This window comes from Glaciecola punicea (genome assembly GCF_001756615.1).
GTDB lineage: Bacteria > Pseudomonadota > Gammaproteobacteria > Enterobacterales > Alteromonadaceae > Glaciecola > Glaciecola punicea.
Window position 1 is genome coordinate 128,008 of the sequence record NZ_LZXY01000009.1, and the last position, 13,046, is coordinate 141,053.

10 protein-coding genes are annotated in these 13,046 nt (G+C 43.9%); 4 read left to right on the top strand and 6 right to left on the bottom strand.

All coding sequences use genetic code 11. From position 1 onward, the window contains the following. From betB to BAE46_RS11410, 3 genes are all read right to left on the bottom strand, one after another. Window positions 1-1,473 (bottom strand): betaine-aldehyde dehydrogenase, encoded by a 1,473-nt coding sequence (betB, locus tag BAE46_RS11400; protein WP_070112872.1) that lies wholly within the window; start codon window positions 1,471-1,473, stop codon window positions 1-3. A gap of 288 nt (window positions 1,474-1,761) precedes the next feature. Continuing rightward, entirely contained in the window at window positions 1,762-2,970 is a 1,209-nt protein-coding gene (locus BAE46_RS11405; protein ID WP_070112874.1) for an amidohydrolase family protein, read from the bottom strand. Window positions 2,971-2,972: 2 nt separating this feature from the next. Continuing rightward, window positions 2,973-4,259, bottom strand: a complete 1,287-nt coding sequence (locus BAE46_RS11410; RefSeq protein ID WP_040520013.1) for an amidohydrolase family protein — start codon at window positions 4,257-4,259, stop codon at window positions 2,973-2,975. A 546-nt stretch (window positions 4,260-4,805) separates the two neighbouring features. Here BAE46_RS11410 and BAE46_RS11415 point away from each other — a divergent pair. From BAE46_RS11415 to BAE46_RS11425, 3 genes are all read left to right on the top strand, one after another. Then, window positions 4,806-6,671 carry a TonB-dependent receptor plug domain-containing protein gene (locus BAE46_RS11415; protein ID WP_070112876.1) on the top strand — a complete coding sequence of 622 codons (1,866 nt, stop codon included), beginning with the start codon at window positions 4,806-4,808 and terminating at the stop codon, window positions 6,669-6,671. Window positions 6,672-6,806: 135 nt separating this feature from the next. Then, window positions 6,807-8,267, top strand: coding sequence for a phospholipase D-like domain-containing protein (locus BAE46_RS11420; protein WP_006002906.1), 1,461 nt, complete (start codon window positions 6,807-6,809; stop codon window positions 8,265-8,267). A gap of 58 nt (window positions 8,268-8,325) precedes the next feature. After that, entirely contained in the window at window positions 8,326-9,081 is a 756-nt protein-coding gene (locus BAE46_RS11425; protein ID WP_040520060.1) for an endonuclease/exonuclease/phosphatase family protein, read from the top strand. 131 nt (window positions 9,082-9,212) lie between these two features. Here the strand turns inward: BAE46_RS11425 and BAE46_RS11430 are convergent, their stop codons facing one another. Both BAE46_RS11430 and BAE46_RS11435 read right to left on the bottom strand, forming a co-directional pair. After that, window positions 9,213-9,428: a hypothetical protein gene (locus BAE46_RS11430; protein WP_006002901.1), complete on the bottom strand. Its 216-nt coding sequence runs from the start codon at window positions 9,426-9,428 to the stop codon at window positions 9,213-9,215. A gap of 69 nt (window positions 9,429-9,497) precedes the next feature. Beyond that, complete coding sequence (locus BAE46_RS11435; protein ID WP_070112878.1) at window positions 9,498-10,985, bottom strand: bifunctional 2-methylcitrate dehydratase/aconitate hydratase; 1,488 nt, start codon at window positions 10,983-10,985, stop codon at window positions 9,498-9,500. Between the two features lie 191 nt (window positions 10,986-11,176). On the opposite strand from BAE46_RS11435, the gene BAE46_RS11440 reads away from it, so the two are divergent. Continuing rightward, on the top strand, window positions 11,177-12,148 hold the full coding sequence (locus BAE46_RS11440; protein ID WP_070112880.1) for a 6-phosphofructokinase: 972 nt from the start codon (window positions 11,177-11,179) through the stop codon (window positions 12,146-12,148). A gap of 221 nt (window positions 12,149-12,369) precedes the next feature. On the opposite strand, the gene BAE46_RS11445 is transcribed toward BAE46_RS11440, so the two are convergent. Continuing rightward, the gene (locus BAE46_RS11445) at window positions 12,370-12,810 is read right to left on the bottom strand and encodes a universal stress protein (protein WP_006002892.1); all 441 of its coding nucleotides are present in this window, start codon (window positions 12,808-12,810) and stop codon (window positions 12,370-12,372) included. Window positions 12,811-13,046: the final 236 nt, after the last annotated feature.

The window sequence follows — 13,046 nt, forward strand, 5'->3', positions numbered from 1 at the left end:
TTAAAACGGGCTTTCAAGTTTTATCATGCCCACATAGACGGATTTAGTTTGAGTATATTGGTCAAGCGTTTCGATACCATTTTCCCTACCAACACCTGACATTTTAAAGCCTCCAACAGGCATTTCAGCTGGAGAGGTGCCATAGCTGTTTATCCAGCAGATCCCCGCTTGTAGTTGTTGCGCAACTCTATGCGCGCGCCGAATATCTTTGCTCATCACGCCCGCTGCTAATCCCATTGCTGAGTCGTTAGCACGACGGATGACCTCGTCTTCATCATAAAAGCGCAGCACACTCATTACTGGCCCAAATATTTCTTCGCGGCAAATTGTCATGTTGTCTGTGCAGTCTATAAACACGGTAGGCTGAATAAAATAGCCCTTTGGGGCGCTGTCGGGAGAAAACGAATCTCCTCCAGTGAGAAGCTTAGCGCCCTCGAATTTGCCTTTTTGTATGTAGCCCATGACCAAGTCGTGGTGTTCTTTTGAAATCATGGCACCAAAATTTGTGCTGAGATCGAGAGGATCGCCTGCTATTATATTTTGTTCGGTGCGCTCTTTTAGCCGCACTAAAAACGTGTCATAAATTGCGTCATGCACGTAAACCCGTGTACAGTTGGTGCATACCTCTCCTTGAGAATAAAAGTTGCCAAGCATTGCCCCCGATATAGCTTCTTCTATGTCTGCATCGTCGAACACTAGCAGGGGCGATTTGCCGCCTAGTTCCATCGTTACATCTTTAAGTGTGCTGGCGGAGCCTTCCATCACTTTTCGGCCAGTACCAACTTCCCCCGTAAAAGACACTTTTGCAATGTCCTTATGGCCGGTAAGCCAGGCGCCAACCTCGGCTTCTCCGTGCACAACGTTGAATACGCCTGGTGGAACACCCGCATCTATAAATACTTTTGCTAGCTCCGTTGCACCACGAGGGGTTTTTTCTGATGGTTTGAAAATCATGGTATTACCAGCTGCCAGCGCCGGGGCAGATTTCCAACACGCTATTTGTAGTGGATAATTCCAAGCACCAATGCCAGCACATATACCTAAAGGCTCTTTGCGAGTGTAGTAAAAGTCATCGCCTACGCTTTGTTGCTGTCCTGTTTGCGTAGGAGCGAGGCATGCAAAAAACTCAAGCACATCAGCCCCCGTGGCAACGTCTACTTCTGTAGTTTCCTGAAGCGGTTTGCCAGTATCAAGACATTCTATGCGAGCTAGCTCGTTATTGCGTTTACGTAATTCTGAAACCGCACACAAAAGTATTCTACTTCGTTCAACTGCAGGCCTTTGCGACCATAATTTGAACGCTCTTTTAGCACTATCAATCGCTATTTCACGAATATGCTTATCTGCTTCCTCTACAACGTAAAGTAATTCACCTGTAGCTGGATTAAATACATCAAAGGTTTTACCCGATTGATTAGCAGCAAAATCGCCGTCAATAAAATTTAGTAAGGTTTCATTGTTCTTAGGTTTCATGAATTTCTCCATTGACGTTTAATATTCAGGCAATAAGTGATAGTTGCTAATCTAAGTAGGAGAGTGTTGCAAGACTTAGACCGGCTAATCATTTTGTCTTGCAGTGCCATATGTATCGCTGCATAAGCACCCAAGAGCAAGTGACGTATATTAATAGATTGGACAAATAGTAGTAATAATTGCAAACCTTTGTAAATTATACTCAGTGATACAGTAGACAAAGATTAGTCGTTTTTTTGGTGGCTCAGTTGAATGTCTCTATTGTAGGTAGCATTTGCCGGTAATTTATTAGCCGCCTTCGCTCACGCGCTCGCCGTTAATATACACACCGGTAACTTTGCTAATGTACTCAAAGGGGTCACCGTCATAAAGCACTAGGTCGGCGTCTTTACCTTTTTCGATAGAACCAATGTTTTTACTCACACCCCAAAGCTTAGCCGGTACAATAGTAGCGGCATTAATAGCGGCTTCTCTATCTAAACCATTTGCAACGGCAATGGCCATTTCCCATAGCAACACACGTGTTTTAGGGACATAGCCTTCATAGCCGCTAGAAAACACAAAAGGTATGTTCGCGGCTTGTAAAAATCGAGTGGCTTCAAGCGAGGCGTTCTCTTTTTGACCGGGTGAGCTGCGCTGCATCGTAGGTGCGGTTATTATGGTTGCTTCAGCTGCTTTAAGAGTATCGCGCATAAGATAGCCTTCAGTGCCGTAATTAATAATAGGCTTTAAGTCAAATTCCTTAGCGATGCGCAAGGCCGTTGCTATATCATAGTCTCTGTGGGCAGTGAACATCGCATCTATGTCACCGGATAGTACTTTTGCCAATGCTTCCATTGCAAGGTCGGGTTTGCGTTTATCTTTATCTTCTTGTATCCACGCTTTGGCTTTATATAAAGACTCGCGAATTAAAGACGCTGTTGCCATACGCGTTGATGGACCTATGTTATCGCCGAAGAAATACTTGGGCGCTTCGCCAAGGTTGAACATCATCGCCGTTTCAGTGCGCAGGGCCATTTGATCTGCGGTTTGTCCATATGTTTTAAACAGTGCCGTTACGCCGCCAACAGGCGCCGCGGGTTGAGGCGTTACGTGAATGGTAGTTACACCAAACTTGCGAGCATGTGCGATGAGTGTTTCATTGGGGTTGAAGCTGTCTAGAATGCGATATTCCGCGCCCATATTGTCAACCTTCTCAAAGGCGTCTTGGTCGGCATCAACATTGTATGCACCGCTTACACCTACTACCGTGTGGCTGTCTATTAAACCTGGGGTAACTACCTTAGCTTCAATAACAGTGGCGTTAGATGGCACTTCAATATTTGTGCCTACCTTATCGATTTTGCCATCTTTTACCACAATGACAGCATTGTTTAATACGCCATCATTGCTGCTAGTATAGAGCGTGTTCGCTTTAATATAAAAAGTTTGCGCGCTGGCAAATGAAACGCATGCGGCAAAAATGAGTGTCGCGATAATCGCTTTAAATACAGTCATAATTATTCTCCCCCTTCAAGTGCAAGGTAGCGATCGCTAATGCGATAGCCGCCGGTGGCAAAGAGTTTATGTTTAGGATTACTGCGGTTATACACTTGTTCTCCATTTATCCACGTTTCTAATACGTTTGAGTATACAGACAGCGGGTCGCCATCGAAAATAGCTAAGTCTGCATCTTTTCCTACTTCAAGTGACCCTACACGATCTGCTATATCAAGCATGTGTGCACCGTTAATGGTGAGCGCCGTTAGAGCGCCTTCTCTTGACAGGCCGCCGCGCATTGCTAGGCCGGCTGTGCGAATAAGAAAACGGCTGTCAATAACACCGTCGTCGCTGTGCAAGGCTAGTTTTACGCCTGCTTTTTCAAGGGTGGCCGCGCCATCAATGCGAAGCTCCATAGTTTCGTGCTTGCCCCCGTGGCTATCAATTAGAATGTGCGATACATAAACGTCTTCTAAGCCTGCGAGCATGTCAGCAAGTTTATAGCTTTCAGTGCCGTGTTGAATAACAAGGCGAAAGCCAAACTCTTTTTGTAGCCTAAGCACGGTCACAATATCATCCATGCGGTGGCTGTGAAAATGCAGTATTCTTTTGCCTTCAAGAATTTCAACCATGGCTTCATTGCCAAGATCAAATTCTGGCGGTGCTACTTTTCGACTTTTGGCGGCGGCTTTTTTCTTTTCTTGATATGTCTTGGCATTATAAAATGCTTCACGGGCCATGGCTGCTGTAGCCATGCGGGTATTGGGTGCTTTGTCACCCTTTGGATTAGTGCCGTTGGCAAATTTCATACCGCCGATGCTGCCCGGTATCAGCATTTCTTCTACAGTATCGCCTGCTAACTTAATGTATATAGTTTGCCCGCCAATCACATTGCCGCTGCCCGGCATCACATTTGCGACAGTTATGCCGCCGGCAAGGGCTACTTTAATGCGGGGGTCGGCTGGGTTGAAGCTGTCTAGAACACGCATTTCTGGATTAACTTTCTTTGAACGCTCATTGATGTCGCCAGCGGCGCCAAGGTGGCTGTGCGTATCAACAATACCTGGCATGATGACTTTACCAGTTGCGTCAATAATGGTCGCACCACTTGGAATAGCGATGTCTTTGCCAATAGCGTGAATTTTACCGTCTTTAAGCACAATGGTGCCGCCTTCTATTGGCGCGCTAGTAATGGGTAGCAGATCAGCGTTGGTGAAGGCGGTAATGTTAGCCTCATTTGCATGCACGAGTGACATGCTCGCCATCAGCGACACCACACCTAGCAATAGCTTTTTACGTGTATTCATGGGTTTCCTTTTTAATTTGCTGTTTCATGCCGCGTTTATTAGCAACATGATGATAGACCACATAGAAACCTACACTACTTGGGAGAAGAATCCAAAGTTAATTAAGTACGTTATTTGCAAATCGATTACATCACGCCATGTCGTAGTGTAGTCGTAAGCAGTGGCTGCTACTAGCAGTATCTGAACCTGTCACCGTTGCGTATTGAGCGATACGTCTCTACCGGTAAGCATCCAATTCACCAAGTAATGTTTCATTTTTCAATATCTTTACCTTGACTCGGTGTGTATGCAGACAAAGATAGTCGAGCACAATGAGCCTGATTTGCGTTAGATTTAAATGAAAGCGGCTAAATGATAAACACAATAGGCGAGAATAGTGTCATTATTGGCAATAAAATTCTTGTTCCTATATATTACCCCCCCCTTTTGGATAGCACCAATATAGAGAATGACGTTTTATGCTGGTTGCCCATATGGATGGGTGAGGCAGCGGAAAAATAATCGTTCGTATTAATAGGTCTAACAGCGTAAAAAGAGAACATTAACATGATTCGAGTTGTACAAGTCGCTCTGCCTGCTTTGTTATTAAGTGTATCGACTTTTTCATCGGCAATTGATGAGCCTGGCAATAGCAATGAAGTAAGTCAAATTGAGAAAATTACGGTTACCGGTTCAGCAACTGCGAACAATAAGCCTGTGGGAACCTTTGGTTCACTAGTTTCAAATTTAGAATACGACCCACGCGTTGACCTGCAGTCGCGCAATATGGCAGAAGCGCAAGCCGATGTGACCATCCGTGGCGGTATTTTCGAAAATACGGGCTTTAGAATAGGCAGCGCGACCTTATTTGACCCACAAACCGGGCATTATTTTGCGGAAATTCCTATTGCTCAAGAAATGCTTAGTGACGCGAACGTGCTAACAGGTGCAGACAACGCGCTTGTCGGTGTTAACAGCTCAGTAGGCACTGTTTCTCGCGACTGGATCCCCATAAAAACCGCAGGTAGCGTTTCTATTGGCGCGGGTAATAACAACTTTAATTTACAGCGAATTTACAGCGGTGTGGTTTTGGCACTAGGTGACGTCAACGATTGGACTATCGGTTTAGAAGGTGAGTTCTCACGCTCCCAAAGCAACGGCACTATAGACAACGGTGACCACGATTTTCAGCGGGCCTCTGGTCGTATTCAGCTAGTTGGGCCGCAGTCACAAACTGACCTGTTTTTTGGCACCCAAGAAAAATTCTTTGGTTGGCCAAACATGTACACACCCTTTAATTTCAATGAAACTGAGGACCTAGACGCGCGACTATTAATACTTAATCATAAACAATTCTACGCACAAGAAAGCACCTTTGAAGTTTCCGCTTATTACCGCCGTCACAACGGGCATTATGTTTTGTCGCGTGAAAACCCTGATATTTTCGAAGCGTTTCACGAGACTGATGTTAAATCGGTAGCCGTGTCTGGTCGCCATGCCCAAACTGCGTCTTTTGCGCTTAATTATTCAGCGCAGTTTATAGCAGACGGTATTAAATCAACCACGCTTGAAAATAACTTTACCTCTCGTCATTATTATAAGGTCAGTGTGTTGCCTGAGTACACGATGGATTTAAACAATGACCAACAGTTAACTTATCGTCTCGGCGCTGCTTTTGACGACACCAACCGCGATAGCTCACAAACGTCACTAATTGGCGATATAAGCTTGAACACAATAAATGCTGACGATACTTCTCAAACGGTCTATCTTTCTTATGCCCAAGCCAGCCAAGTCCCTGGTTATACCGCTATTGGCGGCAGTGACACCGGTGGCTTATTCAGAAGTAACTATAATCTTGCGCGAGAAAAGACTGAAAACCTTGAAGTAGGCTTGGCATTAGAAAGAGACACTTGGCGTCTTGATTCTGCGATTTTTTATCGACAAGATGATGATTTGACCGATTGGACGTATAGCCTTAATTCAAGCTCTGCGCGCTCAGCAAACTCGGTCGATATAAAAACTTTAGGCTTAGAGCTACTTGCCATAAAACGTTTAGATAATGCACAAATAATCACCAGCTATACCTTCCTTGATAAATCAGAAGACTATGGCACTGCTGATATCGATGCTAGCTTTTATGCATTGAACTTCCCCGACCACCGCGTAACCTTAGGGATTATCTGGCGTCCTGCTAATATGATTGAAGTTCGTATTGATAACGAGTGGCGTAAACAGCAAGAAAACACCCTACGAAACGGTGAGGACGACGCTTTATTCACACACCTTACAGTAAAAATATCACCTGAACAGTTTACAGGCCTAGATATTATGCTGGCAGCAGACAATCTTTGGAATGAAGCTTTCGAAGAGATTCCCGGCACGCCTGGGCGAGGAGAACAATACACGCTCAGTGCTACCTACCGCTGGTAGAATTATAATAAGCTTTTTAAGAGTAAAGTAACACTTACCCAGATGTGTAATAATGCCGCTCGCCACATGAATACGAGCGGCAGCCGCGGTTGCTGTTAGTCGTAAATTTAGTATTACAAATTCGAGTTAGATTATATGCAAATGTTTGAAGCGATACTGCAATTGACCACCGTTCACTGGGTAACCATAACGGTAATTTTGCATATAAGCTTTTCTTTTCTTACATCAGTTCACGTGCTGCTCTTTAAAGAAAATGAACGCACATCATTGGCGTGGATTAGTCTCGTAATACTGTCTCCTGTGCTAGGCGGCATGTTTTATTGGCTGTTTGGCATAAACCGCATTAAGCGTTTGGCACAAAAAGAACACCCACCAGAGCTGAAAGAGGATCTTCGCCAAGAAGAAACCACTATTAAATTTCATTGGCTACCCAGACATTGGCATAGCGCGATCATTTCAGGCTATACCATTCATCCGCTCAGTCATTTAGCCGGCAATACCGTTGAGCCGCTTATTAATGGTGACGCTGCTTACCCTGAAATGATCCAATCCATTAATCGCGCAAAACGCTACGTTGTGTTGTCCAGTTATATATTTGACTGTGATTCACTGGGGCAGCAGTTTGTTAACGCTTTAGCTAAGGCGCAGCAGCGGGGGGTAACCGTAAAAGTGCTACTTGATGGGATAGGTATTCGATACAGCTGGCATAAATCTGACCGCGCGTTAAAAAAACTCGGTGTCACAACCGCGCGTTTTTTACCTGCAATTTCGCTCACTAGCATTCGCTTTATCAACTTACGAAATCATAGAAAAACACTCTGTATAGACGGCGAGCTTGCCTACATCGGCGGAATGAACATCAGTAAAAATAATGTGGTTAAGTCTGCGAAAAAACCTATTGACGACGTCCAATTTAAGGTCACCGGCCCAGTGATCGATCAAATTAGTCAGGTCTTTGTTGAAGATTGGTTTTTTGCGACCAGAGAGAAAATTCAGTTCCCTCAATATGATCCAAGTGCACCTACCCCCATGCAGTTAAGTAATAATTCGGTGCTTAGCAGAGTAGTACAAGACGGCCCTGATGAAAACCACAACCAAGTAAAGTGGACATTAATTAACGCGCTGGTATGTGCGCAAAAAAGTGTAAAAATCATAACGCCTTATTTTATTCCTGATCAATCACTTATGACGTCTTTGCACGCTGCGGCGCTGCGCGGTGTGTCAATTGAAATTATTGTGCCTGGCAATAGCAACATTCCATTTATAAATTGGGTAATGGAGGCTAACTTTTCAAGAATTATTCAGCATGGGATAAAAATTTATACAAACAACAGGCCCTTTGACCATAGCAAAGCTGTCATGATTGACGATATTTGGTCCTTTATAGGCTCGAGTAACTGGGATGCGAGGAGCCTAGAGTTTAATTTTGAAATTAACTTAGAATGTTTTGACGCCGATCTTAACGCGAAATTAACGGCTCTGTTTGATGTAAAAAGACAAAACGCAGCCCTTGTTAATAAGAGTGAAATTAATGCGTTGCCTATCTATAAGAAAGTGCGCAACAACTTGTTCCGTTTATTTTCACCCTATCTTTAACTCCGTGCGTATGCATTATATGATCAAAGTGCAGCGCTATTTATAGGCCCAAATGCTCATTCTGAAAAGTCGTTACAGTAAAGTTGAGTCTCTGAAAATTATGGGCAGTGCTTCTAAGCGGATAATGGGTCCTAATATAAACGTGTTACTGTGGAACGTGTTTAAGTGCAAAAAGAAAGGCTGGCAGGAAGACTTTGTTAGTCTAGTGCGCAATAAAAACCTAATCCTGCTGCAAGAAGCCGTTTTAAACTCACCTTTTGACTTACACTTCAATGAATCCCAACGGCACCAGTGGATTATGGCGCGCAGTTTTAGAAACATAAAAACCAACATTGTGACGGGTGTTAAAACGGGTGCTATTGTTGCCGCAAATAATCATCACTTTTCAGTATCGGCGCACGGTGAGCCCTTAACGCAAACAAAAAAAATGCTGCTGGCAACACAATACCCAATATCGCCTGTGCAATCTCTGCTAGTGGTTAACTCGCATATGATTAACTTTGTTTCATTTGAAAAGTACAAAGCGCATCTTAAACAAGTTTTTCAGGCCTTGTGCCAGCATACTGGACCTATATTGTTGGCGGGTGACTTCAATACATGGAATGGAAGAAGGTTAGAATATTTTAACCATCTCGCTGCGTCTTTTTTGTTAGAAGAAGTAAAGTTGTGCCGCAAGCCTAAGTTAAGTCATATGCTGCAACATCTTGACCATGTTTACTGTCGCGGCATAGAGGTAATAGACGCTCACGTGCATACTAACATTCATTCTTCCGACCATTTTCCGATTAGTCTGTCGCTGCGAACGCTTAACTGAGTAAGCTTTAATAAGCTGCCATTTCCATGTAAATCAATAGCTTATTTATGGAATAAGACTAAAATCTGATACTATAAAAATCAAGAAAAAAGTAAAGGGGGCAGGTCTAATTAGCCCCTTTTTATTAGCGCCTACTCTTTCTCTGGAATATCTTCAATTAGCTTTGTGATCGCAGGGTTGTTGCTGAGCTTGGCAAAGTCTAAAAGATAACTTCTTTCAATCTCTGGCATTGCTTCGTTTCCTAATAATTCTTTTACCGATTGCTCTTCACCATTCGCTATGGCAGTTTCTAAGGCTGCAAAGTTGGCTATACCGTGCTTGGGTTCAGTATTTTTGTTCGATGTCATTAGTTAAGCTCCATTGTTATAAATTAAGTGTTTAGCGGTAAATGAAGTCATTACGTTCATTAAATCCATTTAAGCAATAATAAACATGTCCATAAAGCTGTCTACTGGCGTGTTTTCTAATTTGCTCTTATCCTTACACAAAGTGAATATGGTGTTGCACTGCTGGCTTGGAAAACGCGATGCTAAGTTAGATTTGAATTTTTGTTCCAAAAGCGGAATTCCTTCTTCACGGCGCCGCCGATGACCCACTGGATATTCTACTACTATTTCTTGAGTGCTACTGCCATCTTTAAAGCTTACTTGAATAGCATTGGCAATAGCACGCTTATCGGCTTCTAAATATTCTAAAGTAAAGCGTTTATCTTCTATAATCTCCATTTTGCTGCGCAGCTCATCTATGATTGGATGTGCCTCATGAAATGCGTCTTCATAGTGCTCGGCGATTAAATCTCCAAATGCTAAGGGCACGGCAATCATATATTGCAGGCAATGGTCGCGATCAGCAGGATTAGCTAACGTTCCCGTCTTTGAAATAATGCGAATGGCGGACTCATGCGTACGCACCACAATTTTATCAATATCTGCTAGACGACCCTTTACCTCATTATGCAAAATAACCGACGCTTCTGCGGCTGTTTGTGCGTGAAATTCAGCAGGAAATGAAATCTTAAACAAGATGTTTTCCATCACATAAGAGCCGTATCCTTGCGAAAAAGTAAACTGGCGTTGATCATCTGCCTTTATCTTTTGGTCTTTGTTTGTTTTTGAAAACAAGACATCGTAAAAGCCCCACACCGGGGCGGTTAACACGCTTGGTATGCCCATTTCGCCGCGCATTGACATACTGGCCAAGCTAACAGCTCTTGCAGTAGCATCTCCAGCCGCCCATGACTTGCGTGAACCTGCATTTGGGGCATGCCGATAAGTGCGCAGGGCGCTGCCGTCTACCCACGCTTGAGATACCGCTGCCATAATCTGCTCTTTGCTGCCGCCCATCATTTTAGTAACCACCGCCGCTGAGGCAACTCTGACCAATAAAACATGGCATAAACCCACGCGATTAAACGCGTTTTCAAGCGCGATAACGCCTTGAATTTCATGCGCTATAACCATTGCTTCAAGCACTTCTCGCATAAGCAGAGGCTGCTCGTTTTTGGATAATCTGACTTGAGACAAGTGATCTGCTACGGCTAATATAGCGCCTAAATTATCTGATGGATGCCCCCATTCAGCCGCCAGCCAAGTATCGTTGTAGTCTAACCAGCGTATAATACAGCCAATGTCCCAGGCAGCTTTTATGGGATCTAGCACCAAGGAAGTGCCAGGCACTCTGGCCCCGTTTGGTACAATTGTACCAGGTACAATGGGTCCAAGAAGCTTAGTGCATTGTGGGAAGCGCAGCGCTAGCAGTCCACAGCCTAGGGTATCCATTAAACAGTTACGAGCCGTGTCCATCGCTTCATCGCTGAAGGTGTCATACGTTAATACATAATTGGCAATATCTTGAATGACTTGGTCATAATCGGGGCGATTACTGATGTCTACATTAGTGCTCATAGTGTATTCCTTTTCGTGAGTTAAATACCTGTCGTAGGTCAACCATAACACTTATTCGCAAGGTAAATACCTGTGCGAGGTCAAGCATAGCAATAATTCTTGTATTGATTTACCTATACGCTCTACACTAAATACAATTGCTCATGATATGCTGACTTATGGAGTCAAGCTTTCGTAATAGGTTAGTAGTTATGGCGAGTGACATTAAGCACATTGGCATTTTGACCTCTGGTGGTGATGCCCCTGGAATGAACGCGGCGGTGTTTGCGGTTGCAAAAACCGCAAACAATCACGGCATAAAGCTTAGCGGCATAAGGAAAGGATTTGAAGGTCTTATCGACAATGATTTATTGCCGCTTGATCCTAATGAAATGCAAAGGTTGATGCACCAGGGCGGCACCATTCTAAAAACCGCGCGAAGCGAACGCTTCATGTCTGTCCAAGGACAAAATAAAGCCTTGCGCACTATCGAGCAAAATAAGCTCGACGCGATTATTGCTATTGGCGGTGATGGCACGTTTCGTGGCATGTTGGCCCTATCAAAAATAAGTAATATTCCCTTTATTGGTATCCCTGGCACAATAGACAATGACATTGCAGGGACTGACTATACACTGGGCTTTGATTCAGCGGTAAATACGGCCGTAAAATGCATCGATAATATAAGGGATACTGCTGAGTCTCACAACCGCGTGTTTTTGGTTGAAGTTATGGGCCGTGATTCGGGCTACATAGGCATACATTCTGGCCTAAGCTGCGGCGCCGATGCCATTTTAGTGCCCGAAAGTAATGAAGACATCAACTATCTTTTGCACAAAATAAAGCACTACAATAGTGAAGACGCTTTTATAGTAGTAATGTGTGAAGGGGACGAGCTAAACGTCGAGCAAGTTTCGTCAAAAATTCGCAAAGTAAACGCCCACATAGATTTACGTATTGCCAAACTTGGGCATATACAAAGGGGCGGCAAGCCGTCTGCGCAAGACCGAATGCTGGGAATAAGGCTAGGCGTTTTGGCCACTAAAGCGATTATAAATGGAGAAAGTGGCAAAATGGCGGGGGTGTGCAACAATAAGCCAACATTACGCCCAATTAAGAGCGTAATGAAAAAACAAAGTGTAGACGCCGAAACGCAAGACCTCTTAACACTGTTTTGTGGATAACAAATAACCGCCTAGGTATTTGGCGTATCGCTTTGAATATGGCCATCAATCAGGTTAATGGTGCGCGCACCAAGGTTTGTGCCAGGGGCATCGACTCAGTTAAATAGCCGGGTAATTTTGGTCGCTGCTATTAGCACAGTGTGCCACAACCCACAGCCGGCAGAAGTAAAATGACAATGACATATTTATACCTGAGAGCGGGAAATTATTCTCTGTGGTATTTATTTATGCTCGTGAAGGCGAACGGCCAGCACATCTTGTTTTACGCCATGTAAAACAGCATTTGCAGTAGAGCCTAACAGCAGTTTTATACCGCTTCTGCCGTGGGTCCCAATTACAATTAGGTCGGCCTCGATATCGTTTGCAATATCTTTTATTTCATCCGCAGCATTGCCTGTTTTTAAACATACTTGCTGCTCGATTATACCAAACTCTTTACCAATATCGGCTAGTTTGTTGCGCGCATTTTCTAAGCGACCAGCGTCATCTATTGCGTTGTAGTCTGCTCCGTATAAGTAAGGTTGAATATAAATCGCGCTAAGCGATATATACACGAGAGTAAGATCTTTTGGAGATTGGCAAATCGAAAGCGCTTTTGTAATGATGCCTTCGTAGTCGGCATTGATGTCTATTGCGACTAATATTTTTTTGTATGTGCTCATGATGTTGACTCCGTATAGGCGAATGTTCTGTTTAGATATAGATATTATATACTGTGCTTATGTGCCTAGATCTGCAAGATGAAAGTGCAATTCAACTCTTGACTGAACTCGTGCCTGAAACTTTTCCTGCAAAATAGTAACGAGGCTGCTGAAGCGACGCGGCCGTTCTCGCTTTATTTATTTCACTTACAAAATCTTGCACATAATCATCCATAAATGGATGGTTTGCACCGGTT

Coding starts and splice junctions, on each gene's coding strand:
- betB (WP_070112872.1), bottom strand. CDS start 1,473: ATGAAACCTAAGAACAATGAAACCTTACTAAATTTTATTGACGGCGAT.
- BAE46_RS11405 (WP_070112874.1), bottom strand. CDS start 2,970: ATGACTGTATTTAAAGCGATTATCGCGACACTCATTTTTGCCGCATGC.
- BAE46_RS11410 (WP_040520013.1), bottom strand. CDS start 4,259: ATGAATACACGTAAAAAGCTATTGCTAGGTGTGGTGTCGCTGATGGCG.
- BAE46_RS11415 (WP_070112876.1), top strand. CDS start 4,806: ATGATTCGAGTTGTACAAGTCGCTCTGCCTGCTTTGTTATTAAGTGTA.
- BAE46_RS11420 (WP_006002906.1), top strand. CDS start 6,807: ATGCAAATGTTTGAAGCGATACTGCAATTGACCACCGTTCACTGGGTA.
- BAE46_RS11430 (WP_006002901.1), bottom strand. CDS start 9,428: ATGACATCGAACAAAAATACTGAACCCAAGCACGGTATAGCCAACTTT.
- BAE46_RS11435 (WP_070112878.1), bottom strand. CDS start 10,985: ATGAGCACTAATGTAGACATCAGTAATCGCCCCGATTATGACCAAGTC.
- BAE46_RS11440 (WP_070112880.1), top strand. CDS start 11,177: ATGGCGAGTGACATTAAGCACATTGGCATTTTGACCTCTGGTGGTGAT.
- BAE46_RS11445 (WP_006002892.1), bottom strand. CDS start 12,810: ATGAGCACATACAAAAAAATATTAGTCGCAATAGACATCAATGCCGAC.